We start from the raw sequence: 25,293 nt of genomic DNA on the forward strand, positions 1-25,293 counted from the left end.
TTAATTCAATCCTTTTATTTGTTTTTTATGGGATGAATTGCCGAAATAATGAATTATTGATTAGTAAAATGTTACCAAATCAATAATTCACTAATTCAGTCATTCACTAATTAGAATCTAAAGTGAGAGAACGCTTTGTTAGCCTCAGCCATTTTGTGCGTATCTTCTTTCTTCTTAACAGCGGCACCTTCGCCTTTAGCTGCTGATATGATCTCGCCGGCTAATTTCTCCATCATGGTTTTTTCACCACGACGACGTGCATAGCTGATTAACCATTTCATACCTAAAGCTATTTTACGCTCCGGACGAACCTCTGTAGGTACCTGGAAGTTAGCACCACCTACACGGCGGCTTTTTACTTCAACAGCAGGCATTACATTGTTTAAAGCTTTTTTCCAGGTTTCTAAGCCGTTTTCGCTTGTTTTTTTCTCAACAATTTCAACAGCGTTGTAAAAAATAGAGTATGCGGTTGATTTTTTACCATCATACATCATGTTGTTTACAAACCTTGTTACCAAAGTATCATTGAACTTTGGATCAGGAAGGATAATTCTCTTTTTTGGTTTTGACTTTCTCATTGCTTTCTATCCTCCTTAATTATTTCTTTTTACCTTTTGTTGGCGCTGCTGCTACCTGACCTGGTTTAGGACGTTTGGTACCATATTTTGAACGTCGTTGGTTACGGCCAGCTACACCTGATGTATCCAGTGCACCACGTATGATGTGGTAACGTACACCTGGTAAGTCTTTAACACGACCACCGCGGATCAAAACGATAGAGTGCTCCTGTAAGTTGTGACCTTCACCTGGGATGTAAGCGTTTACTTCTTTACCGTTGGTTAAGCGCACACGGGCAACTTTACGCATTGCTGAGTTTGGTTTTTTAGGGGTAGTGGTATACACACGTGTGCATACGCCTCTTCGCTGTGGACAGCTGTCCAACGCTGGTGACTTACTCTTGTCAACCAGAGCTACTCTACCTTTTCTAACTAATTGCTGAATAGTAGGCATTTCTTGCTTTTTTGTCTAATTATTTTATCCCGCATTTCGGGACTGCAAAAGTACGAACATTATTTTTGATTTTCAAGTAGTTGTGTGAAAGTTTTTTTAAGGGGAAGAAGTTGAGGGTGTGAGGATTAAAATTTTGTTTTCGGGTGGTAAATTGTCTGAACTCGAATTTCTGGAATTAAAGAATTAGCAGAAGGAAAAACAAATTCAATAAATTCTAACAATTCATTTAATTCGAGTTCAGACAAAAGCAAACTAACCTCCAATCTCCAATTACTAAACCGGGCAATACCTTCGGCCCGGGCTTTACGTTCATACGCCTGCATGCCTTACGCTCATTGGCCGGTATCCACTTCCATCCCTATTGCGAAATTCGTTTCAATTAATATTATGCCTACAGGTATAATAAAAAAGGGCCGGTTACCGATGTAACCAGGTTTAGGTGACAGCGGGCCGGCCCATAATATTTTATATAATGATTTAATCAGGGAGTTTATTCTTTTACCTTATTCCAGGTATCGCGGTTAAAAGCCAATACTTTGACGGTGTTGCCGCTCGCATCTTTAGTGAATTTTAAAGGAAAGCCAAACGCTTGGTTTAAAAACAGCACATCTGATAGGGGCTTAAAATTGATCTCCTTGCCATCCCATGATTGTTTAAGCGTTAAACCATTGGGTATTGCAGTGATTGTGATAAAAAGATCAGCCCGCTCATCCGACTGGTATTTGCCTGCTAAAACTTTTATTTGGTCGGGCTTCAGCTGTACCTCTTTTGGAGGAGTATAGCTTTTTATTTTAATAAAGGTTTGCCGGCCACCCAAAGAAATTTGGCTGATCTCTCCCGCTTCATTCTTTGAAAAAACAACAGGGATTTTTTCATCTCCATCGTCATCCATAAGTTCAAATTTAAGATCCGATTTGCGGGTTAAAATTAATTTTTGATCTCCTCCAAGTTGTTGAGCAACCAATTTATCGCCATCTGCCACTAATTTATAAACCCTGAACTCGTTTTCCTTTAATTGGTAAATGCCTTCAAATGCTTTGAGCTGGGTATCTGTGATAATAGTTATATGATGTTTGGGAGTTTTGGCTATGGTTGTAACAGCGCTTACTATAAGTGATAAAGTTAATGCAGCTATAAATGCAAGCCTGCATACGTAGCTCATGGTAGATTTAATGCAGTTCATTTTTGATAGGTTTGTAATGTATGGACCAAATTTAGAAAAAAATATTTTTAAAAATCAAATTTTACAGAATTAAATTTTGTTGTAATTTATTTTATGGATTTTTAATTTTGATTTTTTGACAAATAGCAATTAAATACGCAATAAAATTCGGCGTTTATTATAGTCTGCACATATAAAAGAGCACCGGTAAAAACCGGCACTCTCTTTCATCACTCACTAAACTACTTATGGAAAACTTAAACTAACAATCTTAATAACCGCGGTCGTGATAATGGCCATGGTCGTCACCGTCATGGTAGCCATTGTTATAACCATTATTATAACCGTTACGGTATCTATGGTGGTGACCATAATCTTCACGTACTACACAACCTGAGGTTACAGATACTACTGCTGATATTAAAAGTGCCAAAGCAACAAATTTCCTTTTCATGGTATAAAATCTTTAATCATCATCTTTATTGAAGATGTACATATATATGACTAATGGAAATGGAAAAGGATTAATCGGGGGAGATTAATTTGAAAAAGAATAGCTTTGGTAGCTTGTTCATAATCAAGCGTCATTGCGAGGTACGAAGCAATCCCCAAGAAGTAGAGAGGCTATGCAAATCCGCCCTGTAAAGTAGGGGATTGCTTCGTACCTCGCAATGAAGGGATGTAATAAGTAGTCGTTTATCTTAAAAAAATAGCGTGGCCACATTTCGAATCAAACCACCCCCATATTCTCCCTGTACTCCTGCTGAATGATCAACAAACAATTAGCACACAAACACCCGTCATACAGTTCGCTTACATATTGTACCTCATTAATAGTAAGCTGCACGGTACTGCACTGGCACTTGGTGAATGAATTGGCTTTACATTCAAAAGGTGTTTCGCAACGTTCGCAACGGATAATTTCGTGTTTGTGCATTTGTTTTTAAGTCCGAAAGTCGGGAAGTCCGCAAGTCCGAAAGAAGTGGTGCGGAAGTCTTGAGTCAAAGGTATCGAATAAACACAAGTTCTATGTCAGCTCAATCCCACTAAAACAAAAAAGTCCATAAGCTAAAACTTATGGACTTTAAATCTATTGTTCTTTGTCTTTCGGACTTATCCGACTTACGGACTTTCCGACTACAAAAAAACTTAAGCTGAGCAAGTCACGCAGCCTTCTTCCATTGAGCAGGTTGGGCCTGCAGGAATTTCGTCGGCAACGGCGTCAACAACGGCAGGGATAACCGGATCCATGTTTTTGCCGCCCTGGTTCTCAACAGTAAATTTAACCGCTTGCGATGCCGCTTGTGTACGCAGGTAGTACATACCTGTTTTCAAGCCTTTTTTCCATGCATAGAAATGCATTGAAGTAAGTTTTGAAGCGTTTGGCGAGTTGATGAACAGGTTCAATGATTGCGACTGGCAAATGTACGCGCCCCTGTCGGCAGCCATATCAATGATGCTGCGCATCTTGATCTCCCAAACAGTTTTGTACAATGCTTTGATATCAGCCGGAATCTCGGGGATTTCCTGGATTGAACCGTTTGCGCTGATGATCTTATCTTTCATGCTGGTGCTCCACAAGCCAAGGTTAACCAAATCGCGTAGCAGGTATTTATTTACTACAATGAACTCACCGCTTAATACACGACGGGTGTAAATGTTTGAAGTGTATGGCTCAAAACATTCATTGTTGCCCAAAATTTGTGATGTTGAAGCAGTTGGCATTGGTGCAACCAATAATGAGTTACGTACGCCATGGTTCATTACATCTAAACGCAGGTTTTCCCAATCCCATCTGCCGCTTTCTGGTTTTACACCCCATAGATCGAACTGGAATTTACCTTGTGACAGTGGTGAACCTTTGAAAGTTTCGTAAGCGCCATCTTTTATAGCCATATCTTTTGAAGCTGTCATAGCTGCAAAGTAGATGGTTTCGAAGATCTCGATGTTTAGCTTTTTAGCTTCATCGCTTTCAAACGGCATACGCAGCTGGATGAAAGTATCAGCCAAACCTTGTACACCTAAACCAATAGGACGGTGACGTAGGTTTGAGTACTCAGCTTCTTTAACCGGGTAGTAGTTACCGTCAATGATCCTGTTAAGGTTCACGGTAGCCTGGTAAGTTACTTCGTAAAGTTTTTCATGGTCAAAAGTACCGTTGTTAATGTAACGTGGCAATGCTAATGAAGCAAGGTTACAAACAGCTACTTCGTTTGCATCGGTATACTCGATGATTTCGGTGCAAAGGTTTGAGCTTTTAATGGTACCTAAGTTTTGCTGGTTTGATTTACCGTTGGCAGCATCTTTATATAATAAGTATGGTGTACCGGTTTCAACCTGCGCGTCAAGTACAGCAAACCAAAGTTCCTGTGCTTTTACAGTACGGCGCTGACGGCCTTCTTTTTCGTATTTAACGTAAAGCTCTTCAAACTCTTTACCCCAGCAATCGGCTAAGCCTGGTGCTTCGTGCGGGCAAAATAAGCTCCAATCTTCATTGGCTTCAACGCGTTGCATAAACAGGTCAGATACCCAAAGGGCGTAGAACAAGTCGCGGGCACGCATTTCTTCTTTACCATGGTTTTTACGCAGGTCAAGGAATTCAAAAATATCAGCATGCCATGGCTCTAAGTAAACAGCGAAAGCGCCTTTACGTTTACCACCGCCCTGATCTACATAACGTGCAGTATCATTAAATACACGCAGCATTGGGATGATGCCGTTGCTGGTACCATTAGTACCGCTGATGTATGAACCTGTAGCCCTTACGTTGTGGATGCTTAAACCGATACCACCCGCGCTTTGCGAAATTTTGGCGGTTTGTTTCAAAGTATCATAAATGCCTTCGATGCTGTCATCTTTCATGGTTAACAGGAAGCATGACGACATTTGTGGTTTTGGTGTACCTGCATTGAACAGGGTTGGTGTAGCATGTGTAAACCAACGCTCGCTCATTAAATGGTATGTTTTAATGGCGCTTTCAATATCGTGTTTGTGGATACCAACCGATACACGCATGAACAGGTGCTGAGGGCGCTCGGCAATTTTGCCATCGATTTTTAACAGGTATGATTTTTCAAGGGTTTTGAAACCAAAGTAATCAAAACCAAAATCGCGGTCATAAATGATGGTGCTGTCAAGCAGTTCGGCATTTTCTTTAATCACCTCATAAACATCATCGGCAATAAGGGATGCGTCTTTACCGGTTTTCTTATCAACATATTCATGCAGGAGGCGCATGGTTTCAGAAAACGATTTGATGGTGTTTTTGTGTAGGTTGGATACCGCTATACGCGAAGCCAGCAAAGCATAATCAGGGTGCTTGGTGGTTAATGAAGCGGCGGTTTCGGCAGCCAGGTTATCCAGCTCGGAGGTGGTAACGCCGTCAAACAAACCTTCAATTACCTTTTTAGCCACATCAATAGGGTCAACTAACTGAAACCCGTAGCACAGTTTTTCGATACGTGCGGTGATCTTGTCAAATTTTACGGACTCTCTTCTGCCGTCTCTTTTTATTACGAACATTTTCCCCCTCCTTTTGCCCCGTTAAAAGCGAAGCTTTTTTAGTTAATATTATTGTGATTTGATTATTTTCTGAACCTTGATTTTCCTGATTTTGGGATTAGCCTGAAACCATCTAATCACCAATCTCTAACCTCTTCAATTAAAAATCATCATCAAGCGAAAAGCTCTTGCTTTCGGCCGATGCGTTTAGTACACCACTTTTTTGGTAATCGCCTACGCGTTTTTCAAAAAAGTTGGTTTTGCCCTGCAATGAAATCATTTCCATGAAATCGAACGGATTAGTGGCATTATAATATTTATCATAGCCCAATTCGCTCAACCATCTGTCGGCCACAAACTCAATGTACTGGCTCATCAGTTTGGCGTTCATGCCTATCAGGTTAACAGGCAGTGCATCGGTGATAAATTCTTTTTCAATTTCAACAGCGTCGGTAATAATTTTAGTAACCTGTTCCTGTGGCAGTTTGTTTTCGAGCATACCATACAATAAGCAGGCAAATTCGCAATGTGAGCCTTCATCACGTGAAATCAGCTCATTGCTGAAAGTTAAGCCCGGCATCAGGCCACGTTTTTTAAGCCAGAATATAGAGCAAAAGCTGCCAGAAAAGAAGATACCTTCAACAGCTGCAAACGCTACTAAACGCTCGGCAAAGTTGCCATTGTTGATCCATTTCAACGCCCACTCGGCTTTTTTGCCAACACACGGTACAGTTTCAATAGCGTGGAAAAGACGATCTTTCTCGGCCGGATCTTTTACATAGGTGTCTATCAGCAGGGCATAGGTTTCAGAATGGATGTTTTCCATCATGATCTGGAAACCGTAAAAGCACCGTGCTTCGGGCAACTGTACTTCGCTCATGAAATTTACCGCCAGGTTCTCGTTCACGATACCATCGCTTGCGGCAAAAAAAGCAAGTACATGCGAGATGAAATGTTTCTCGCCCGAATTAAGACTTTCCCAATGTTTGATATCGTCCGACAGGTCGATCTCTTCGGCTGTCCAGAAGCTGGCCTCCGCCTTTTTGTACATTTCCCAAATTGCGGGATACTTGATGGGAAGGATAACAAACCGGTCCTTGTTTTCCCGTAGTAATAATTCGTTTTCCAAACTCATTGGTGCCTACTTTTTTTTAATTTCTTTCTTCATTCAGGTATTCAGACACGAAAGCGGGCCTTACCTTTCAATAAAGCCTTGAATTTTGATGCCTTCGGATCGATCCTTAGCAACTGTATTGTTTAACTTTCTGACAGCCAGTGATTTAATCAGGGGTTGACGAGTGCGTCGGGCTGTCGGCCGAATGCCTTTTTATTACCTTGTTGAGCAAAGTTAATGTTTGAATTGTGTAGTTGTGAATGATAGTTTTTCACAAACCCCCGAGTTATCAACACTTGAATAAGCCGGAGTTATCAACATCAAAAATTAATGAACTTGAAAACAACGTATTAAACGGCGGGGTGAAAATTAATAGCTTCAAAACTTGCGGATTACAATAATTTAACATTGTAAATTACTTGACGCTTTGCCGACAATTATTGCCAATAATGTAAGGCTTTTACTTTGGGCCGATATGAATATCTAAATGAGCGGATAAATTTTCCCGGCGACGAAAATGTGGAAAACAAATACGCCCATAAGTCATCAACTTATGGGCGTATTCCTCAAAGTTTTACGAATTATTTTTAGTCCTCTACCGGAACAAATTTCATTGATACCGAATTGACACAATGACGGGTATTTTTGGGTGTCATATACTCGCCTTCAAACACGTGGCCCAGGTGGGCACCGCAATTAGCACATAAGATCTCTACCCTGCGGCCATCGGCATCCACTTCGCGACGAACCGCTCCGGGGATCTCATCGTCGAAACTTGGCCAGCCGCAAAATGATTCAAATTTATCTTCCGAACGGTACAATGGTGCATCGCAGCGTTTGCAAACGTACAGGCCGTGTGCCTTGTTGTTTAGTAACGAGCCGGTAAATGGTCGTTCGGTACCTTTGTATAATATTACCCTTTCTTCTTCGGGCGTTAATTGATTGTATTCCATATTTTTTTGTTGGGATTACACAGATTTTTGATGATTTCACCGATTAAGATTTTATTCGGCTTTTCGATCTATATAAAGATACGACAAATCGGGTCGATATAATGTTTTACCGGTTGATGTTTACACTGGTTTGACGGGGGAGCGGCAAATGTGTTGATGTGCAGATTTCAGATGTGCAAATTGCAAAAAACAGATAACCGCGGGTTTTTAATCTATATTATGTCAGCTGAAAACCGAAGCTATGCTTAACCGCTGGCTGAAAACCCGCGGCGGTGCGCTTAGTATCCTGCGTCCAGCTTTTTCAACAGCTCAAGGCCTTCATTCCATTCGCCATAACCTGCTGATACATTGATATGGCCTGCGTCACCTATATTCACTATCTCACTTCCCCAATTGTTTGCAAATAACCGGGCCCGTTCCGGGCTTACGTAGAAATCATTATTACTAATCACAGTTATTGATTTGAATGGTAGTTTGCCTAAAGGCATCGGCGTAAAACCACTTGTGCCGGTTGGATAGCTATCCGCTTCGGTATCGCTCGGCGCAACCAGTAATGCTCCTTTTATGTTAATGTTATATTGCCCGGCCCATCGGGCTATGGCGGCGCAGGCAAGGCTATGGCCAACTAATATCACATTTGCCGGATCATGCCTGTTTACATATTCATTTAGAGTTTTTACCCAATCGCTGCAAACAGGAGTTTCCCAATCCTGTTGTTCAACACGGGTAAAGTTGAACTGCTTTTCCCAGATGCTTTGCCAATGCTGCGGGCCTGAATTGCCCAGGCCGGGATGTATAAGAATATCAGCGTTGAAAGTCATAGTTTCAGTAAGATGTTAAATATCCTAATAATTGAATGCTCAATATATGGATTTTTAAATAGTTGCCCGCAGTAGGCTAAGGCAGTTAAACTCCCCCTTTAGGGGGCTGGGGGGCTTCAGCGATTTGCTTAATCACCGCATTCCGCTTTAATAACAACCTCGTCATATAATTAGATAAAAACAGGAAGTTCGCAGCTTCTCCAAATATCCCTCCGGGCGATTCGAAAGTGAAAATATCACGCATCATAGTTTGATTAAGGATGGGATAAAAATAGTGCTCGTGGGTAAAGTTTTTAAAAGCACCTTCAACCTGGACATCCGTAAAGTAATTAGGGTATTCCATTTCGGTGATCTTTGAGGTAAGGTTTTGCCACACGCCGAAATGTTTGGCCCGCCATGTAACGGTTTCGCCGAGTTCTATCAGGCCGCTTGTCCGCCCGGCAATAGCCTGCTCGCCGGTATGTTTGGTTGATTCTACATGCACATCAATATTACGGGCAATATCAAAAACTTTTTCAACAGGGGCATTAATATGGGTGGCAAGCAGGATTTGTGATGGCATGTGATATAAAAAAATAGGCTGTTGCATAACAACAGCCTAAATATAAGGTTACGCTTTGCAAATAATCAGCGTAATCATAAAAATCAAAAAACGATCAACGGTTAAAATTCCGCATTCTTAGGAAACCTTGGGAAAGGGATCACATCGCGGATGTTGCCCATGCCGGTAACAAACAGTACTAAACGCTCAAACCCTAAACCAAAGCCGGCATGCGGACAAGAGCCAAAACGGCGGGTATCCAGGTACCACCAAAGCTCTTCGGTAGGAATGCCCATTTCATTCATGCGTTGTTCAAGCTTGTCTAAACGTTCCTCGCGCTGAGATCCGCCAACAATTTCGCCGATACCCGGAAACAGGATATCCATAGCGCGTACAGTTTTACCGTCGTCGTTCTGGCGCATGTAAAATGCTTTAATTTCCTTCGGGTAATCGGTCAGGATCACCGGCTTTTTGAAATGTTTTTCAACCAGGTAACGTTCGTGCTCGCTCTGCAGATCGGTACCCCAGCCTTCAACAGGATAAACAAATTTTTTCTTTTTGTTCGGGGTCGATTCTTTCAGGATGTCGATAGCTTCGGTATAAGTGAGACGCTCAAAATCGTTATTTAAGCAAAACTGCAATTTTTCGAGCAGCGTCATTTCTGAGCGCTCGTTTTGCGGTTTGGTTTTTTCTTCTTCGGTTAAGCGCTGGGTTAAAAACTCAATATCATCGGCATTTTTATCAAGGGCGTATTTGATCACGTATTTCAACATGTCTTCGGCAAGGTCCATGTTGTCAACCAGATCGTTAAAAGCTACTTCGGGCTCAATCATCCAAAACTCGGCCAGGTGGCGGGTAGTGTTTGAGTTTTCTGCACGGAAAGTTGGGCCGAAGGTATAAATATCGCTCAGGGCCATAGCACCAAGTTCGCCTTCCAGTTGACCGGATACGGTTAAGTTGGTAGCACGGCCAAAAAAATCCTGCTTGAAATCGATCTCGCCGGTTTCAGTTTTCGGGATGTTATCCAAATCGAAGTTGGTAACGTGGAATGTTTCGCCCGCGCCCTCCGCATCCGAAGCGGTAATTACAGGTGTATGCAGGTAAACAAAGCCTCTCTCCTGGAAAAACTGGTGTACAGCAAATGCCAGGCTGTTGCGTACCCTGAAAATAGCGCCGAAAGTGCTGGTGCGGAAACGCAGGTGAGCGTTCTCCCTCAAAAACTCAAGGCTATGTTTTTTAGGCTGGATAGGATATTTTTCAGGATCACTATCGCCTAAAATCTCAATTTCAGTAGCTACAACCTCAACAGTTTGGCCTTTACCTAAAGATGCGATGAGCTTACCTTCAACGCTTAATGCTGCACCAACGGTGATGCGTTTAAGCAAAGCCGGATCGGTATTTTCAAAATCGACAACAATCTGGATATTATTATTAGTTGAGCCATCATTCAAAGCAATAAAACGATTTGAACGGAATGCACGCACCCATCCTTTAACGGTTACATCAATTTCGGTTTGCTGGCTTTGCAGCAATGCTTTGATCTTAGTTCGCTGACTCATAAATTGTAATTCTGTATAAAACTGTATAATTTTTAGAGTCGCAAAAATACAATTAATTATCAAAGCACACTTTGAAACATCAGCTAAAAAACATTAGCCGGTTATTATAGAAAGGAAATATCGGAGAGAGGGGTATAGTGGGAAAATGAAATCTATGATCCAAAACATAGCCGGGAACATATGGCATTCCCGGCCTTTTTTTTTGCGCTTACTTGCCTGATACCATAATGGTGTCACGACGGTTTAAGCTTGGTGCCGCCTGACCGCCAACCATAATCGTGTCTTTGGTTTTATTCAACGACTGATTAAGGATGCTTTTTTTAGTACTAACGCTGTCTTGCTTTGGAGCTACGCCATTTTTTTGGCAACCAGCAAGTAACAGGAGTGATACTGAGGCGGTTAGTAATAGAGCTTTTTTCATAAAACAAATTTACAACTAATACGAATAATAAATTCGTTAAGTTACACTAATACGTAAGTTAATACTTGAGTGTTGCTTTAAACTTGCCTTCGCTAAAAAAAACCTTATCCGGGTAACTCCCCGGAGGGTTATCGTTCACTTTCAGAAACCTGAGTTCGAAAAGCCCCTGTAATATCTTATCGGTCTGATTATACGAAATTATAGTTACCGAACTAAGGTGAGTTGGGTCGGGCTTATATTCCACCAATAAGGCTCCGTTTTTTGTAACCCGGTAAAATTTTTCGTTTGCTTTGAGGGTATAATACCCAACCCCGTCAAATACGATTTTGAAACTCATTTGTTCTTCTTCAGTCCCGGTATTGGTTTTTCCTGATATCGTAATAGTATCGCCCAGGATATTTGAACCTGAAGGATCAGCCTCCCATTTGGCATTGTTTTTTTGCGCAAGTATAAAATCAGGAGCAACCGGAAAATTGCAGCAATCCTTCTTTTTGCAAGCCGAAAAAAGCAGCGTCACGGCTATAGTTAACATAAACCGGGGGTATTTCATTGATTTGGTGATGAGAGGTTAACTAATTGTACAGGTAATATAAAGGTATTTAAAAGTAAGGCATATTATACAGGCTTTCAGTAAGTTTGCCGCTCATTTAATTTTTTGCCCATGAACCCCAGATTGAGCCTTGTTATTGGCATTTTATGTATCTCCTTTTCGCCGATATTTGTAAAGCTTGCCGGGGTATCACCAATTGGTTCGGCATTTTACAGGGTATTTATAGCGTGGGTTTGCCTGGCACCTTTTTGTATCATTAAAAAGAAACTTAAGGTAAACAGAAAGCAACTGCTTATCTCGATAGCTGCGGGAATGGTATTTGCGCTTGATATTGCCGTGTGGAATATTTCGCTGTTAAAGATCAGCGCTACCGTTTCAACACTCATAGCCAACCTCGCGCCGGTTTGGGTGGGCCTGATGAGCTTCCTGTTTTTAAGAAAGCGCTCGGGACTGTTATTCTGGATAGGTACGCTCATAGCTATCACCGGGATGGTGATATTAGTAGGTTATGAACATATATTACACATGGAGCTTAATGCCGGCATATTATTGGCCGTATTAGCCAGCTTTTTTTATGCCACCTACATCATGATCACCAAAAATATTATGGCAGGTATTGATGTGTTTAGTTTCATGTTTTACAGCATGCTTAGCGCCAGTATTTTTTTATTAATGATCAATGGATATATGCATAATGATATTGTCCATCTGTCATTAAAAGTATGGCTTTGCTTTATAGGTATGGGATTAATTTGTCAGTTGGCAGGCTGGCTCACCATCAATTACTCGTTACGCTACCTTGAATCAACCAAAGTATCTATCGCTTTATTGAGCCAAACGGTTTTTGCCGGATTGCTTGCTGCTTTTTTACTTCACGAGCGTTTAGGTTTTAATGAGATTGTTGGCAGCGTCATTGTTTTGAGCGGGATAGCCGTAACATTTTTAAAGCCACGTAATCAGGCAAATAAAAATGTATCTTAACGATTGTTAATTATACAATAACGTTTTGCCCTACATTTGCATTTTAACTTATGATCCAAAAATCCACTATCGACCGTATTATGGAAGCCACCGACATTGTGGAGGTGATAGGGGAATTTGTGCAGTTAAAAAAACGAGGGGCTAACTTTGTAGGCCTTTCGCCTTTTGCCAATGAGCGTACACCATCATTTACGGTGTCGCCTGCTAAAGGTATCTTTAAAGATTTCTCTACAGGTAAAGGTGGTTCGGCGGTTACGTTTTTGATGGAGCTGGAAAAATTCAGCTATCCCGAAGCTCTGAAATGGCTTGCCAAAAAGTACGGCATTGAGGTTGAAGAAACCGTTGAAGCACCCGAAAACCGGGAAGAGGAGCTCCGCCGGGAGAGCCTCATGATCGTATCGGCATTTGCCGCTAAGTTTTTTCACGAAACAATGCTTGATACCGAAGAGGGGCAAAGCATTGGTCTCAGTTATTTTAAAGAACGCGGCTTTACTGCTGAAACGATCAAAAAATTTGAGCTGGGCTATTCGCCCGATCAATGGGAAGCTTTTACCGGAGCGGCCATTAGGAACGGCTATAAAGAGCAGTTTTTGGTTGAAAGCGGCCTATCGGTAAAGCGGGATAACGGTGCACTGTTTGACAGGTACCGCGGCCGGGTAATGTTCCCGATCCACAGTTTTACCGGCAGGGTAATCGGTTTTGGTGGCCGTACGCTAAAAAAAGATAAAAACGTAGCCAAGTATGTTAACTCGCCCGAGTCGGAAATCTACCATAAATCAAACGTACTTTACGGGCTTTACTTTGCTAAAAAGGCCATTCGCGAGCAGGATAACTGCTACCTGGTAGAGGGCTATGCCGACGTGCTTTCGGTACACCAGGCCGGGGTTGAAAATGTGGTAGCATCATCAGGCACCTCGCTTACTACCGAGCAGATCAAACTAATCGCCCGTTTTACCAAAAACATCACCATATTATATGATGGTGACGCCGCCGGTATCAAAGCCTCGCTGCGTGGTTTGGATATGATCCTGGAAGAAGGGCTTAATGTTAAAGTAGTGCTGTTCCCCGATGGGCACGATCCCGATTCGTTTGTACAGTCGAAGGGTTCAAGCGCTTTCAAAAAACATATCGAGGAAAATAAAAAGGATTTCATCCTCTATAAAACCCAGATCCTGCTTAAAGAAGTTGGCAACGATCCGATAAAAAAAGCCGATGTAATCCGTGAGGTGGTTGAAAGTATTGCCAAAATCCCGGACAGCATTAAGGCTTCGGTATTTATAAAAGAGTGTAGCGGTTTATTACAGATAGATGAGCGCGCCCTTTTATCCGAGCTTAATAAAATGCGCACGGCTAAAGCCAAAAAAGAGGAGCAGCAGCGTCAGCAGCAAAACAACAGGTTTGCGGAAATGCCCGATGAACCTCACTTTTTTGATGAGCCGATAGAACCGGAACCCCAGGTTGCCAAGGACGACGCTTTCCAGGAGAAAGAAATTGTGCGCTTATTGCTGCATTACGGTAGCAGGATGATTGACTGGGACGGCATTGCCAATACCTACATAGGCCCCTTCATTATAGCTGAGCTAAGTGATGTTACCTTTGATCACCCGGTTTGTAAGCAGATCGCAGAAATTTACCGTCGCGAGGTAGAAAACGGTGTACTGCCGGATGAGGCCTATTTTATTCATCATAAGGATAAAGCTATTGTTGATTTAACCATTAACATGTTAGCCAGTAAGTATTCGCTTAGCGAAAACTGGTACGAAATGCATAAGATCACGGTGAACGATGAGCAGGCGAATATGAAGGCTACTATTCTCGGTGCGATATTTCACCTTAAAAAACATAAGGTTGGCAAGATGCTGGAAGACCTGCGCACACAACTTCAAAAAGCTGATACTGAGGCCGACCAGGAAATACTGCTTAATCAGTACATGCGCATGAAGAAAGTAGAAAAATCAATATCTGACTTTTTGGGATCCGTAATTATAAAATAATGGCCCAACACCTCGATCTTGGTCGCACCGGCGAAGCATTAGCCAAAACTCATCTTGAAAAGGCAGGCTACGAGATCCTTGATGAAAACTGGACTTTCGGAAAAGCCGAAATAGATATCATTGCTTATAAAGACAAGGTTATTATATTTACCGAAGTAAAAACCCGCACGGGCAATGGCTTTGGCGAGCCGGAAGACTTTGTTGATAATCGTAAACAAAAACTGCTGGCCGAAGCAGCCGATGAATACATATACCTCATGAACCACCAGGGAGAAGTGAGGTTTGATATTATCGCCATATTGTTTGACCGCGGCGGAAATTATATACTAAACCATATAGAAGATGCGTTTTGGCCTTCGGCCACATAACACTTATGAATAACAATAAATTAAAGCTATTCTTTGCCGCCCTTGCCCTAACGGCTTTGGGTTACAGCTGTAAACATAAACCAGATAGTTCGGCTACAGATTATACCATAACCCCCGATGCCGGCACCAACTACAAAGCCGGCGATAAAATTGATATTAAAGTAGGTTATCCCGCAGGTAGTAAAGTTGATTCGGTAGTTTACCTGCTCGATTCCGCAAAAATTGCTTCCAGTAAGGATACTGCAGGTATCAGCCTTAAAACCGATACCATTGGCTTAGGCATCAGGATGATCACCGCCAAGGTTTATGAAGGTGGTAAAAGCAATGAGGTAACAACCAATATACTTCTTCTGGCTGCGAAGGCACCTGCCCGGTACACCTATAAGGTCGAAAAAGTATTCCCTCATGATACCGCCGCTTATACCGAAGGCCTGCAATACGTTGATGGTATTTTATACGAAAGTACCGGCGACTATAAACACTCGTCCATCCGTAAGGTAGACCTCAACACCGGCAAGGTTTTGCAGGAAACCAAGCTCGACACCCAATACTTCGGTGAAGGGTTATCTGTTGTGGGCGATAAAGTAATTCAGCTTACCTGGAAGGAAAAAGTAGGTTTTGTATACGATAAAAATACGTTGAAGCTACTTAACAACTTCACCAACAATGTTGGCCCGGAAGGATGGGGAATGTGCTTTGACGGTAATAAGTTGTACATGGATGACAGTACCAATCGTCTTTGGTTTCTTGATAAGAACAACTATCGCCCGATAGGCCATGTTGATGTATGTGATGATAAACAACAGATAGATTCGATAAACGAACTGGAATATATTAATGGTAAAATATACGCCAATGTTTATCAAACGGATAACATATTGGTGATTAATCCTAAAACCGGCGCTGTTGAGCAGGTGATTGATATGAAAGAAATTTACCCGGTAGCCAGCCGCCCGCAGGACAGGGATTGGAACAACAATGTACTAAATGGCATAGCCTGGGATGCCAAAGGTCAACGCCTGTTTGTAACCGGCAAAAAGTGGCCTCATTTGTATCAGGTTAAGTTTGTGCCGCTTCCTTAAGCCCCCTTGTCCCCAAAAGGGGAACTATTGTTTGAAATAAGAATTTTTATAAACGCGAAATGCCCGGAAAATCCGGGCATTTCGCGTTACAGTAGTATACTACCGCGAGTTTAGCGATAGCGTAACTCGTGGTTGGCATGGTGTAAGCTGAAAGCTTACATTCCACCAGCTGAAAGCTGAAATAGTATTAAACCATGGGCTGGGAGCCCTCGGCAGTATCATAATCAAGCTGCATCTTAACAAATAATTATTCTTTGATTTTATATCTAAATAATATCTTTAAACCAGTTAATTTATTCCTAACCTAATCATTTAAACATGTTTCAGAATTTGTTTTCATTTGAAGGCCGTATCCGCAGGACGGAATACGGTATCAGCTTTATCATTTATGCCATTTGTTATTTAGTAATAATTAGCATTATACCAGGTGGTAGCGCAGTTTCAATGGTTGCATTCCTTGGTTTCATTCCGCTGCTTTGGTTTTTTTGGTCGCAAGGTGCAAAGCGTTGCCACGATTTGGGTAAGAGCGGTTGGTTCCAGATCATCCCTTTTTATTTTATAGCCCTTCTATTTTTTGACGGTGAAGCCGGTGAAAACCAGTATGGCGATAATCCGAAAGGCATAGGGGCCTCATTTGACCCGGCCGATTATCAAAGCCCTTTTTCGCCACCGCAAAGTCAGTCCACAGAAAGTTATTCGGAGACAAAAGAATAGTGATATACTACCGCGGGTTTAGCGATAGCGTAACTCGTGGGAATCATACTGTAAGCTTTCAGCTTACGATCCATCAGCTGAAAGCTGAAGTCATGCTTAACCACGGGCTGAAAGCCCGCGGAAGTGTTTTAAACAAGAAACGCCCGGAAAATCTGGGCGTTTCTTGTTTAAAATTATAAAACTCCCCCTTTAGGGGGCTGGGGGGCGCTTACCTCCACGCTTTATACTGATTGATCAAGCCATTGGTTGATGAATCATGGCTGCTGATCTCAGCGTTATCTTTTAACTCAGGAAGGATCTTGCCGGCAAGTTGCTTGCCAAGCTCAACGCCCCATTGGTCAAAGCTGTAAATGTTCCAGATAATGCCCTGGGTAAAGATCTTGTGCTCATACGCAGCTATCAGTGCGCCTAAAGTATATGGGGTGATCTTTTTAATCAGGAATGAGTTTGTTGGACGGTTACCTTCAAACACTTTAAATGGAGCAATTTTAGCAATCTCTTCGTCTGATTTTCCGGCTGCTTTTAGCTCTTCAATAACCACCTCTTCGGTTTTACCGTTCATTAAAGCTTCGGTTTGAGCAAAGAAGTTTGAAAGCAACATATTGTGATGCTCGCCCAGCGGATTGTGTGACTGTGCCGGAGCGATGAAGTCGGCAGGGATCAGTTTAGTACCCTGGTGAATCAATTGGTAAAATGCATGCTGACCGTTTGTGCCTGGTTCGCCCCAAATGATCGGGCCTGTTGAGTAGTCAACATCTTTACCATTGCGGTCAACATGTTTACCGTTACTTTCCATATCACCTTGCTGGAAATAAGCCGAGAAACGGTGCAGGTATTGATCGTAAGGCAAAATAACATTGGTTTCGGCCTCAAAGAAATTGTTATACCAGATACCGATCAAGCCCATAATAACCGGGATGTTTTGATCAAACTCGGCAGATTTGAAATGGTTGTCGGTAGCATGTGCACCGGCAAGCAGGTCGGCAAAGTTTTCAAAGCCAATGCTCAGGGCAATTGATAAACCAATCGCGCTCCATAAAGAGTAACGGCCACCAACCCAATCCCAAAATTCAAACATGTTTTTAGTATCGATACCAAATTTTTCAACAGCTGCGGCATTGGTTGAAAGGGCAGCAAAGTGTTTAGCAACATCAGCTTCGGTAGCACCGCTGGCCAGGAACCAGTCGCGGGCGCTGTGCGCGTTGCCCATGGTCTCCTGTGTAGTGAAGGTTTTTGAAGCCACCAGGAAAAGGGTGGTTTCCGGATCAACCGCTTTCAGGGTTTCAACTATATGAGTACCGTCCACATTACTTACAAAGTGGAGGTTCAAATGATTTTTGTACGCTTTTAATGCTTCTGTAACCATTACCGGGCCAAGGTCAGATCCGCCAATGCCGATGTTAACTACATCGGTAATAGCTTTGCCGGTATAGCCTTTCCACTCGCCCGAGATAATAGCTTCGCTGAAGGCTTTCATCTGGTCAAGCACTTTATTTACATCAGGCATAACATCTTTACCATCAACGTAAATAGGAGTGTTGCTGCGGTTACGTAATGCGATGTGCAGTACCGGCCGGCCTTCTGTAACGTTAATTTTTTCGCCCGAGTACATGGCGTCTATCGCCTCTTTTAGTGAACATTCTTTGGCCAGCTGTATCAATAAAGCGATGGTTTCGTCATCAATACGATTCTTTGAATAATCGAGCAGGATATCCTCAAACTGGATCGAGAATTTATTAAAGCGCTGGTCGTCAGCATCAAACATTTCCTTCAAACTTTTTGATACAATATCGATGTAATGATCTGTAAGATATTTGTAGGCCTGGGTTGTTGTAAAATCGGTAGTTGGCAGCATAATTGTGTTATTTTTTAACAAAAGTAAAAAGTTAATTGAAAGGTGATTGTTAAATAAAATAATAGTCTGTCTTAGTGTTAATTAAACACAGGCGGCATAGTGTTTACTTTACACCTAAAAATTATGAGAATTACAAAAGAATTACAAATATATTTTGAAGTTTTAAATTTTTATTTGATATATTTGTTTCGATGGTAATCAAATAAGGTATTTATCATCAATTTGTAAATTTACTTTAAAAGCACGTATTACTATGTTTGAAAAACTGTTTTTGCTTGTAAAAGATAACGCCGGGACGGCTGTTATCAACAACCCGGTGATTCCTGCTAAACATCATGATGCAGTGATCAATGAAGCTTCAAGTTCTATCATTGAAGTATTGAAAGGCCAGCTTGAAAGTGGCAAGGTGAAAGAGCTTATAAAGTATTTTCAGTTTTCGGGTAAGTACAACAATTCATTAGTATCAAGCATAACTTACAGTTTTGCCAGCAAGCTTAACATATTTTACAGCATCGATCCGGCCCATGCTTTGGCTGTTGCCAAGGCTTTGATCCCTGCCGTAATGAATGAGCTGGTTAAAGAAACCAAAAGTGGTGAGGCCAAAGAATTTGCCCTGGGCACTATGTTAACTAAACTAAACGGTAACCGTACAGATCTGAACCCGCTTGTGAACAACCTGATGGTTGCTTAATATATTATTACATCTGCCTGATGAACGGGCCTGCTGATTGTTAAACAATTTGCAGGCCTTTTTTATTTATAGCAATTTTTCAAATTACATATATTTGCCGCATGACTAAAGAACAAGTTCAGGATTTAAGGGATAGAGTAACTTCCCTGAGGAGGCATCTTTGACATCGATAAGAAGCTGGAACTACTACAAGAGGAACAGGAAATAACCATTGGTCCGCATTTTTGGGATCACCCTAAAGAGGCCGAAAAGGTACTGGCATCTATCAAAGTAAAAAAAGTATGGACAGATGCTTTTCAGAAAGTGGTATCGGTTGTTGATGACGCCGGTGTGCTTTTTGAATTTTACCAGGGAGGTGACGCTACTGAGGCCGAAATGCAGGAACAATATAATGCGGCTTTAAAGGCTGTTGAAGAGCTTGAATTTAAAAACATGCTTTCGGCCGAAGAAGATCAGCTGAATGCCGTACTTCAGATCACAGCCGGTGCAGGTGGTACCGAAAGCTGCGACTGGGCCGGTATGCTCATGCGTATGTATATTATGTGGGGTGAAAAGAATGGCTACAAAGTAACCGAACAGGACTACCAGGAGGGCGACGTAGCCGGGGTAAAAACCGTTACGCTGCAATTGGAAGGCGAATTTGCTTATGGCTATTTAAAAGGTGAAAATGGTGTACACCGTTTGGTGCGTGTATCTCCGTTTGATGCCAACGCCAAACGCCATACTTCGTTTGCTTCGGTATACGTATACCCGCTGGTTGATGATACCATTGAAATTGAAGTAAACCCTGCCGATATCGAGTTTGAAACCTTCCGCTCGGGCGGAGCCGGTGGTCAGAACGTGAACAAGGTAGAAACCGCCGTGCGTTTATATCACAAACCATCGGGCATTATCATCAAAAACCAGGAATCACGCTCGCAATTACAAAATAAGGACAACGCCATCCGCTTGCTGAAATCGCAGTTATATGAAATTGAGATGCGCAAACGCATGGAACTGACTAATGCTATTGAGGGCAACAAAAAGAAAATAGAGTGGGGCTCGCAGATCCGTAACTACGTTTTACATCCGTACAAACTGGTTAAAGACCTGCGTACCGATCATGAAACTTCAAACGCAGCAGCAGTGCTTGATGGTGATCTGGATGATTTCCTGAAAGCCTACCTGATGGAATTTGGAGGCCCGAAGACGTAATTAGAATAGGTGGCTGTCATGCTGAGCCCGTCGAAGCATGGTGGGTAGGCCTCTCCGCGCGAGTCTTCGACAAGCTCAGACTGACAGCGCTTTCCTTATAGTTTAAAAAACGGAGTATCATTTCTGATATTCCGTTTTGTTTTTGGGGGATTAATTGTATTTTGGACACATCCAATTTAACATTTAATAAAATATGAGATCCATCTTATCTGCCTTAGTTTTGACAGCTATAACATTTGCTTCCTTTGCACAGGAAAAACCTATGCCGCTTTATCCCAAAGGAGTGCCTAATTCTAAAAAGGCGCCTGCTACTTATACAGAAAAAACTAATAACGGAAGCTGGATCACCATGGTTACAGAGCCAACACTAACGCCGTATCTTCCGGAAAAAGGGAAAGCCAACGGCGCTGCAATTGTTGTTTGCCCTGGCGGCGGATATTCCGGGCTGGCTTCAGATCATGAAGGCAAGGCCGTAGCCCAGGCTTTTGCGCAGATTGGAGTAACCGCTTTTGTGTTAAAGTACCGCTTGCCAAGCGATGATATCATGGCTGATAAATCTATCGGTCCATTGCAGGATGCGCAAATGGCTGTATACACCGTGCGCAAAAATGCTGCTGAGTGGAATATCAATCCGTCTAAAATAGGTATTATAGGTTTTTCGGCCGGCGGTCACCTGGCTTCAACTGAGGGTACGCATTTTGATAAACCGGTTATTGAGGATAAAGAAAATATCAGCGTACGCCCTGATTTTATGATGCTGATTTATCCTGTAATTTCTTTTGGAGAGTATGCCCACGTTGGCTCGAGGGAAAACCTGATAGGTAAGAGCCCGTCAGCAGAGCAGTTAGATCTGTATTCGAACGAGAAACAAGTGACTGCAAACACCCCGCCAACATTTTTAGTGCATGCCGAAGATGATACCGTAGTACCTGTGCAAAACAGTCTGTTGTTTTACGATGCGCTTTTAAAAAATAAAGTGAAGGCCGAAATGCACCTTTTCCAGGAAGGTGGCCATGGCTTCGGGATGAACAACTCTAAAAATAAAGGCAAATGGTTTGAATGGGGTGCTTCATGGCTGGAAGAAAATGGCTTTTTGAGCGGGAAATAATTCCACAGGAGCGATTTTTTTTCTGCTGTAAAACAGTAAGCCAATTTTATTGTTGAGGTAGACAGTCTTTTTTTGAGAAGTTCGACCTTAATGATCATTTTATGTTGAAAAGAATGCTGTTGGCAGTGTTGCTCATTACCGGTGCCTGCTTTAACGTTATCGCCCAATCCATCAAATACAAAAGCGTATCCGATCAGGATCTTACTTACGTTTTAAATAACCTGCAAAAGCGTTATGTATATACCGATCATAAAACGCTGAATATTGCGGTGTACCTTGTCGCCGATCAGCAGGGAGACGCTGATGCTCCGGCAGATTGCAAAACGCCGGGTTCTATTTATATAGCGGTAGCTGAAGTTAAACCCCAGCCCCAGCAATATGCTTATAAACTGAACCCGGTATGCGATCCCAAGTTTGTTAACTGGATCAAATCAAAAAAGATGTATAAGATCGCTTTCAGCTATGGCCCGGCAGCTAAAAGGAAAACAGCAACTATCGGGATTACGTTGAAAAAGCTGGTGGTGGAGTAGATTAAAAAACGTCATTGCGAGGAAACACAAGGGAAGCTCTGGAAAAAAACAAGATGACGTGCAAAATATGTTTTAGAGATATTGTGCGGGGGCCGCGTTAGGGGTTGCAGTGAAAAGCCCAAAGCTTGCGCCGGTTTTGTGCGCTGGCAAAGTGAGGACTTGTAACGAAAAGCCCGGGCCGCAGGCAACGCCCATGTTATAAAATTCAACCTTAAAATATATCTAATAATCAATAACTTATAATAATGTAGTGAAAAGTATAGGTTCTTTAATTCCAATTGAGAATCAACTAATATCCATTATCCCAATAATCTTTTCCTCATCAAAAGTAAAAATAGAATGTCCTTTCAGGTTTAGCTCATCGCCTTTTTTTAAGCCATTTGGTAGATCAATGGCTAAAATAGCGTTATAGTCAATAGCTATTTCGGTTTTGTTGCCGGTATGCTTAAATGACCGGATAATTTGCTCGCGGCGCTCAAAAAGCTTTACAGCTTGTTCGGCCTGATTTCTGAATGCTTCGATACCATCAAGTTCCATATTTACGTCACCATTAGATATATTCTGGAATTTAACGGATGGTGCAAGATTTTTAATCATGCCTATAACATCAAAGTTGTTATAGGTCTTTACATAATTGCTGATGATAAGTTCGCGGTGCTGCATATATTAAAGTTAACGATTATCGGATAGATTTAAGACTTACGAAGTTTTTAAAACTTCGTAAGTCTGCATAGTTTTACAGAAGTGCCAAAAGGGGGACAACAATCTGAATAATCTATTTGATCATCCCCAAATTCTGAATATAAGCGCCACCTACAGGCAACATAAAGCCATTGATGGTTACCTGGTGGCGCTCTATCTTATCAATTTTACTTACGGCAGCAATAAACGACCGGTGGATCCTGATAAATTTCTCAGCCGGAAGCAAGGCTTCAACTTCGGTAATGGTCATTCGGGTAACTACCTTGCTATCCTTCAACACAAAATTGACATAATTGCCTGTGGCTTCCAGGTGATAGATTTCATCAAAATTAACGCGTACCTGGTCATAGCCGGTTTTCAGGAAGATATAATCCTTAACATCGGCGGTGTTCCTGAAGTTGTAAAGTTCATAGGCTTTATTGCAGGCTTTGATGAACCGCGTAAGGGCGAAGGGTTTCAACAGATAATCAACCGCGTCGAGCTCAAAACTGGTAACGGCATGTTCGGTATAGGCGGTGGTAAATATTACCAGCGGTTTTTTGTTGAGGCACGTTAACAGGTCGATGCCCGAAATGTCGGGCATCTTAATATCCAGGAACAGCAGATCGACCGGCTCAAGCTGCAGGTAGTCCATCGCCTTAAAGGCATCGGTAAATTCGGCCTTCAGATCAAGGAAGGGTACCTTAGCAGCGTGCGAGCGGATCACATCCAATGCTATAGGTTCGTCATCAATGGCTATGGCTGTTATCAAAGCTTATTATAGTTGTATGGTTAAATGTATGAAAAAATCTTTGGCGCTTTCGCGGATCACCAGCTCGTGTTTATTGGGGTACAAAAGAACAAGCCGCTGTTTAACGTTCTCCAGCCCTACACCGTTGTTATATTTTTCGGTATCGTTAACAACTTTAGGGTGAATGCTGTTATGCACATCAAAGTAAAGCGTATTCTCTTTGGTTTGCAGGCTGATGTTTATATGCGATGGTTCGCGCAGGCTGATGCCATGTTTAAAGGCGTTTTCAATAAAAGGGATAAGCAGCATCGGTGCAATTTGCAGGGCATTCACATGATCTTCAATTTGCAGCACGATACTAATATCCGGTGAGGTTTGGGTGCGGAGCTTTTGCAGGGCGATGTAATTATTCAGGTAATCGATCTCGCGTACCAGCAATATTTTTTCCTGCATGTTTTCCTGCAACATGAAGCGCATCATATCACCCAGGCGCTGTACACCTTCGGCGGTACGTTCGGCATCTTCCTGCAGGGCAGTGCCATATAATGTATTCAACGCATTAAATAGGAAATGCGGATTAATTTGTGAGCGAAGAAAATCCAGATCGGCGGTGGAGCGGCCAAGGGCGGTTTTAAGATAGGTAATTTCCTGGTTGCCGGCCAGCTTGCGTTTGTAAACAATCCAGGCAAAGGGGCCCGTAATAAGTAGTTGTATACCGCAATTAAAGCCGCCAATAATAAATGTCGGCTCCGATGATTCAAATATCAAACTTGTTAAAATACCTATTGGGATGCTGATCAACAACATAATACCTGCAATTTTGAACAGGTAGTTAAAGATGCCACGATTTCTGGCCAGCGTTTGTGGGATTAAACTATAGAAAGACAGGGCATAAACGCCGATGGCCACCGGTGCTATAATCACGAAAGTAGTGATCAATTCAACCGGGAAATCCGCAAGTGCCATCATAAAGGCAATGATCATACAAATTACAATCGCGATAATACAATCATGGGTAAGCACCCTGTATTTGGCTTGTATTTTATCTACATTACTTAACAGGAAATTTGCCGAATACTTGATCATGCTGTAAAAAGTAAGCATCATCATCACCCATAAAGCATACAACACATTTGTTTTAAAAACCAGATTATACACATAATCGGCAGATTTGTGGTAAAAAAGGTAGCCCTTTAGCCATGTATCGGTTATGCCGAATAAACCCCAAAGAGCAACAAGCAGGGCCAAGCCTAAAATGATGTTCCAGGCAATTCGTCTTTTTTCGGCCAGGGCAGGAACGATTACGAAGTTCCAAATTAAAAAGCCGCCATAATAGCCCGTATATCTAAATACTTCCGGGAAAAAGTAATATTTAGAATAGGAGTAATGCAGGTGGTAGTTGTTGAACATGTACCTGTATGGGGTCCATATTTCTTTGTAATTACTGTCGGCAACTTTGGTTAGCAACAGTAAAACGGCAAAAGCGTAAATAGTGGTTGCGGCCCAAAATTCAATTTTGCCAAGGTTCAGGTTCTTTTTTAGCAGATCGTTCATAGTGTTTTGAATTATGACCGCAAGGTATAATGCACAATACTACTGAATAAATAAATGGGATGAAATACAGGATCGGTGTGATGAAGAGCCCCCTAACCCCCTAAAGGGGGAACAATGGCAGGAACGAAAGATGAAACCATGCAAATAAAAAGCACCC

At 42.1% G+C, this 25,293-nt stretch carries 26 protein-coding genes; 9 read left to right on the forward strand and 17 right to left on the reverse strand.

What is annotated here, in order from left to right:
- Positions 1 to 110: 110 nt before the first annotated feature.
- The 13 genes from rpsG to ACEN9X_RS16245 all read right to left on the reverse strand — a co-directional run bounded on the left by rpsG (position 111) and on the right by ACEN9X_RS16245 (position 11,633).
- Positions 111 to 578, reverse strand: coding sequence for a 30S ribosomal protein S7 (gene rpsG / locus ACEN9X_RS16185; RefSeq protein WP_022830654.1), 468 nt, complete (start codon positions 576 to 578; stop codon positions 111 to 113).
- A gap of 19 nt (positions 579 to 597) precedes the next feature.
- A complete protein-coding gene (gene rpsL / locus ACEN9X_RS16190) occupies positions 598 to 1,011 on the reverse strand; it encodes a 30S ribosomal protein S12 (protein ID WP_073405808.1) in 414 nt (137 codons plus the stop codon).
- A gap of 490 nt (positions 1,012 to 1,501) precedes the next feature.
- The gene (locus ACEN9X_RS16195; protein WP_413666122.1) at positions 1,502 to 2,194 is read right to left on the reverse strand and encodes a hypothetical protein; all 693 of its coding nucleotides are present in this window, start codon (positions 2,192 to 2,194) and stop codon (positions 1,502 to 1,504) included.
- 250 nt (positions 2,195 to 2,444) lie between these two features.
- Positions 2,445 to 2,627: a hypothetical protein gene (locus tag ACEN9X_RS16200; RefSeq protein ID WP_090530234.1), complete on the reverse strand. Its 183-nt coding sequence runs from the start codon at positions 2,625 to 2,627 to the stop codon at positions 2,445 to 2,447.
- Positions 2,628 to 2,903: 276 nt separating this feature from the next.
- The gene (locus tag ACEN9X_RS16205) at positions 2,904 to 3,110 is read right to left on the reverse strand and encodes a cysteine-rich CWC family protein (protein WP_413666123.1); all 207 of its coding nucleotides are present in this window, start codon (positions 3,108 to 3,110) and stop codon (positions 2,904 to 2,906) included.
- A 212-nt stretch (positions 3,111 to 3,322) separates the two neighbouring features.
- Positions 3,323 to 5,695, reverse strand: a complete 2,373-nt coding sequence (locus ACEN9X_RS16210; RefSeq protein WP_413666124.1) for a ribonucleoside-diphosphate reductase subunit alpha — start codon at positions 5,693 to 5,695, stop codon at positions 3,323 to 3,325.
- A gap of 139 nt (positions 5,696 to 5,834) precedes the next feature.
- Positions 5,835 to 6,809: a ribonucleoside-diphosphate reductase small subunit gene (locus tag ACEN9X_RS16215; RefSeq protein WP_413666125.1), complete on the reverse strand. Its 975-nt coding sequence runs from the start codon at positions 6,807 to 6,809 to the stop codon at positions 5,835 to 5,837.
- A gap of 566 nt (positions 6,810 to 7,375) precedes the next feature.
- Positions 7,376 to 7,741 carry a methionine-R-sulfoxide reductase gene (locus ACEN9X_RS16220; RefSeq protein ID WP_413666126.1) on the reverse strand — a complete coding sequence of 122 codons (366 nt, stop codon included), beginning with the start codon at positions 7,739 to 7,741 and terminating at the stop codon, positions 7,376 to 7,378.
- Between the two features lie 278 nt (positions 7,742 to 8,019).
- Entirely contained in the window at positions 8,020 to 8,562 is a 543-nt protein-coding gene (locus ACEN9X_RS16225) for an RBBP9/YdeN family alpha/beta hydrolase (protein WP_413666127.1), read from the reverse strand.
- An 85-nt stretch (positions 8,563 to 8,647) separates the two neighbouring features.
- On the reverse strand, positions 8,648 to 9,124 hold the full coding sequence (locus tag ACEN9X_RS16230) for an SRPBCC family protein (protein WP_413666128.1): 477 nt from the start codon (positions 9,122 to 9,124) through the stop codon (positions 8,648 to 8,650).
- Positions 9,125 to 9,225: 101 nt separating this feature from the next.
- Positions 9,226 to 10,662, reverse strand: coding sequence for an asparagine--tRNA ligase (asnS, locus tag ACEN9X_RS16235; RefSeq protein WP_413666129.1), 1,437 nt, complete (start codon positions 10,660 to 10,662; stop codon positions 9,226 to 9,228).
- Positions 10,663 to 10,870: 208 nt separating this feature from the next.
- Complete coding sequence (locus ACEN9X_RS16240) at positions 10,871 to 11,083, reverse strand: hypothetical protein (RefSeq protein ID WP_413666130.1); 213 nt, start codon at positions 11,081 to 11,083, stop codon at positions 10,871 to 10,873.
- Positions 11,084 to 11,141: 58 nt separating this feature from the next.
- On the reverse strand, positions 11,142 to 11,633 hold the full coding sequence (locus ACEN9X_RS16245; RefSeq protein ID WP_413666131.1) for a hypothetical protein: 492 nt from the start codon (positions 11,631 to 11,633) through the stop codon (positions 11,142 to 11,144).
- A gap of 111 nt (positions 11,634 to 11,744) precedes the next feature.
- Here ACEN9X_RS16245 and ACEN9X_RS16250 point away from each other — a divergent pair, with 111 nt between their 5' ends.
- From ACEN9X_RS16250 to ACEN9X_RS16270, 5 genes are all read left to right on the forward strand, one after another.
- Entirely contained in the window at positions 11,745 to 12,614 is an 870-nt protein-coding gene (locus ACEN9X_RS16250) for a DMT family transporter (RefSeq protein ID WP_413666132.1), read from the forward strand.
- Between the two features lie 50 nt (positions 12,615 to 12,664).
- Positions 12,665 to 14,608 carry a DNA primase gene (gene dnaG / locus ACEN9X_RS16255; protein WP_413666133.1) on the forward strand — a complete coding sequence of 648 codons (1,944 nt, stop codon included), beginning with the start codon at positions 12,665 to 12,667 and terminating at the stop codon, positions 14,606 to 14,608.
- Positions 14,608 to 14,976 (forward strand): YraN family protein, encoded by a 369-nt coding sequence (locus tag ACEN9X_RS16260; RefSeq protein ID WP_413666134.1) that lies wholly within the window; start codon positions 14,608 to 14,610, stop codon positions 14,974 to 14,976. Before dnaG ends, ACEN9X_RS16260 begins: the two co-directional genes overlap by 1 nt.
- 5 nt (positions 14,977 to 14,981) lie before the next feature.
- A complete protein-coding gene (locus ACEN9X_RS16265; RefSeq protein WP_413666135.1) occupies positions 14,982 to 16,058 on the forward strand; it encodes a glutaminyl-peptide cyclotransferase in 1,077 nt (358 codons plus the stop codon).
- A gap of 318 nt (positions 16,059 to 16,376) precedes the next feature.
- Positions 16,377 to 16,772 carry a DUF805 domain-containing protein gene (locus tag ACEN9X_RS16270; RefSeq protein ID WP_413666136.1) on the forward strand — a complete coding sequence of 132 codons (396 nt, stop codon included), beginning with the start codon at positions 16,377 to 16,379 and terminating at the stop codon, positions 16,770 to 16,772.
- A 208-nt stretch (positions 16,773 to 16,980) separates the two neighbouring features.
- On the opposite strand, the gene pgi is transcribed toward ACEN9X_RS16270, so the two are convergent.
- Positions 16,981 to 18,627 (reverse strand): glucose-6-phosphate isomerase, encoded by a 1,647-nt coding sequence (gene pgi, locus ACEN9X_RS16275; RefSeq protein WP_413666137.1) that lies wholly within the window; start codon positions 18,625 to 18,627, stop codon positions 16,981 to 16,983.
- Positions 18,628 to 18,880: 253 nt separating this feature from the next.
- Here pgi and ACEN9X_RS16280 point away from each other — a divergent pair, with 253 nt between their 5' ends.
- The 4 genes from ACEN9X_RS16280 (at position 18,881) to ACEN9X_RS16295 (ending at position 22,150) form a co-directional block, all read left to right on the forward strand.
- On the forward strand, positions 18,881 to 19,318 hold the full coding sequence (locus tag ACEN9X_RS16280; RefSeq protein ID WP_413666138.1) for a hypothetical protein: 438 nt from the start codon (positions 18,881 to 18,883) through the stop codon (positions 19,316 to 19,318).
- Between the two features lie 101 nt (positions 19,319 to 19,419).
- Positions 19,420 to 20,512, forward strand: a protein-coding gene (gene prfB / locus ACEN9X_RS16285) for a peptide chain release factor 2 (RefSeq protein ID WP_413666139.1) whose coding sequence is annotated in 2 segments (ribosomal slippage) — positions 19,420 to 19,479 and positions 19,481 to 20,512 — 1,092 coding nt in all. Because the reading frame shifts where the segments join, the coding sequence is not laid out codon by codon here.
- A gap of 193 nt (positions 20,513 to 20,705) precedes the next feature.
- Positions 20,706 to 21,620 (forward strand): alpha/beta hydrolase, encoded by a 915-nt coding sequence (locus ACEN9X_RS16290; RefSeq protein WP_413666140.1) that lies wholly within the window; start codon positions 20,706 to 20,708, stop codon positions 21,618 to 21,620.
- A gap of 101 nt (positions 21,621 to 21,721) precedes the next feature.
- The gene (locus ACEN9X_RS16295) at positions 21,722 to 22,150 is read left to right on the forward strand and encodes a hypothetical protein (protein ID WP_413666141.1); all 429 of its coding nucleotides are present in this window, start codon (positions 21,722 to 21,724) and stop codon (positions 22,148 to 22,150) included.
- Positions 22,151 to 22,435: 285 nt separating this feature from the next.
- Here the strand turns inward: ACEN9X_RS16295 and ACEN9X_RS16300 are convergent, their stop codons facing one another.
- The 3 genes from ACEN9X_RS16300 to ACEN9X_RS16310 all read right to left on the reverse strand — a co-directional run bounded on the left by ACEN9X_RS16300 (position 22,436) and on the right by ACEN9X_RS16310 (position 25,136).
- Positions 22,436 to 22,813 carry a nuclear transport factor 2 family protein gene (locus tag ACEN9X_RS16300; RefSeq protein WP_413666142.1) on the reverse strand — a complete coding sequence of 126 codons (378 nt, stop codon included), beginning with the start codon at positions 22,811 to 22,813 and terminating at the stop codon, positions 22,436 to 22,438.
- Positions 22,814 to 22,925: 112 nt separating this feature from the next.
- Positions 22,926 to 23,603 carry a LytR/AlgR family response regulator transcription factor gene (locus tag ACEN9X_RS16305; protein WP_413666143.1) on the reverse strand — a complete coding sequence of 226 codons (678 nt, stop codon included), beginning with the start codon at positions 23,601 to 23,603 and terminating at the stop codon, positions 22,926 to 22,928.
- Positions 23,604 to 23,609: 6 nt separating this feature from the next.
- Positions 23,610 to 25,136 carry a sensor histidine kinase gene (locus tag ACEN9X_RS16310; protein ID WP_413666144.1) on the reverse strand — a complete coding sequence of 509 codons (1,527 nt, stop codon included), beginning with the start codon at positions 25,134 to 25,136 and terminating at the stop codon, positions 23,610 to 23,612.
- Positions 25,137 to 25,293 lie beyond the last annotated feature (157 nt).

This window comes from Mucilaginibacter sp. Mucisp86 (assembly GCF_047324315.1).
Taxonomy (GTDB): domain Bacteria; phylum Bacteroidota; class Bacteroidia; order Sphingobacteriales; family Sphingobacteriaceae; genus Mucilaginibacter.

Excerpts from the sequence above, each read along its gene's own strand:
- rpsG (WP_022830654.1), bottom strand. The coding sequence starts at position 578 with ATGAGAAAGTCAAAACCAAAAAAGAGAATTATCCTTCCTGATCCAAAG.
- rpsL (WP_073405808.1), bottom strand. The coding sequence starts at position 1,011 with ATGCCTACTATTCAGCAATTAGTTAGAAAAGGTAGAGTAGCTCTGGTT.
- ACEN9X_RS16195 (WP_413666122.1), bottom strand. The coding sequence starts at position 2,194 with ATGAACTGCATTAAATCTACCATGAGCTACGTATGCAGGCTTGCATTT.
- ACEN9X_RS16200 (WP_090530234.1), bottom strand. The coding sequence starts at position 2,627 with ATGAAAAGGAAATTTGTTGCTTTGGCACTTTTAATATCAGCAGTAGTA.
- ACEN9X_RS16205 (WP_413666123.1), bottom strand. The coding sequence starts at position 3,110 with ATGCACAAACACGAAATTATCCGTTGCGAACGTTGCGAAACACCTTTT.
- ACEN9X_RS16210 (WP_413666124.1), bottom strand. The coding sequence starts at position 5,695 with ATGTTCGTAATAAAAAGAGACGGCAGAAGAGAGTCCGTAAAATTTGAC.
- ACEN9X_RS16215 (WP_413666125.1), bottom strand. The coding sequence starts at position 6,809 with ATGAGTTTGGAAAACGAATTATTACTACGGGAAAACAAGGACCGGTTT.
- ACEN9X_RS16220 (WP_413666126.1), bottom strand. The coding sequence starts at position 7,741 with ATGGAATACAATCAATTAACGCCCGAAGAAGAAAGGGTAATATTATAC.
- ACEN9X_RS16225 (WP_413666127.1), bottom strand. The coding sequence starts at position 8,562 with ATGACTTTCAACGCTGATATTCTTATACATCCCGGCCTGGGCAATTCA.
- ACEN9X_RS16230 (WP_413666128.1), bottom strand. The coding sequence starts at position 9,124 with ATGCCATCACAAATCCTGCTTGCCACCCATATTAATGCCCCTGTTGAA.
- asnS (WP_413666129.1), bottom strand. The coding sequence starts at position 10,662 with ATGAGTCAGCGAACTAAGATCAAAGCATTGCTGCAAAGCCAGCAAACC.
- ACEN9X_RS16240 (WP_413666130.1), bottom strand. The coding sequence starts at position 11,083 with ATGAAAAAAGCTCTATTACTAACCGCCTCAGTATCACTCCTGTTACTT.
- ACEN9X_RS16245 (WP_413666131.1), bottom strand. The coding sequence starts at position 11,633 with ATGAAATACCCCCGGTTTATGTTAACTATAGCCGTGACGCTGCTTTTT.
- ACEN9X_RS16250 (WP_413666132.1), top strand. The coding sequence starts at position 11,745 with ATGAACCCCAGATTGAGCCTTGTTATTGGCATTTTATGTATCTCCTTT.
- dnaG (WP_413666133.1), top strand. The coding sequence starts at position 12,665 with ATGATCCAAAAATCCACTATCGACCGTATTATGGAAGCCACCGACATT.
- ACEN9X_RS16260 (WP_413666134.1), top strand. The coding sequence starts at position 14,608 with ATGGCCCAACACCTCGATCTTGGTCGCACCGGCGAAGCATTAGCCAAA.
- ACEN9X_RS16265 (WP_413666135.1), top strand. The coding sequence starts at position 14,982 with ATGAATAACAATAAATTAAAGCTATTCTTTGCCGCCCTTGCCCTAACG.
- ACEN9X_RS16270 (WP_413666136.1), top strand. The coding sequence starts at position 16,377 with ATGTTTCAGAATTTGTTTTCATTTGAAGGCCGTATCCGCAGGACGGAA.
- pgi (WP_413666137.1), bottom strand. The coding sequence starts at position 18,627 with ATGCTGCCAACTACCGATTTTACAACAACCCAGGCCTACAAATATCTT.
- ACEN9X_RS16280 (WP_413666138.1), top strand. The coding sequence starts at position 18,881 with ATGTTTGAAAAACTGTTTTTGCTTGTAAAAGATAACGCCGGGACGGCT.
- ACEN9X_RS16290 (WP_413666140.1), top strand. The coding sequence starts at position 20,706 with ATGAGATCCATCTTATCTGCCTTAGTTTTGACAGCTATAACATTTGCT.
- ACEN9X_RS16295 (WP_413666141.1), top strand. The coding sequence starts at position 21,722 with ATGTTGAAAAGAATGCTGTTGGCAGTGTTGCTCATTACCGGTGCCTGC.
- ACEN9X_RS16300 (WP_413666142.1), bottom strand. The coding sequence starts at position 22,813 with ATGCAGCACCGCGAACTTATCATCAGCAATTATGTAAAGACCTATAAC.
- ACEN9X_RS16310 (WP_413666144.1), bottom strand. The coding sequence starts at position 25,136 with ATGAACGATCTGCTAAAAAAGAACCTGAACCTTGGCAAAATTGAATTT.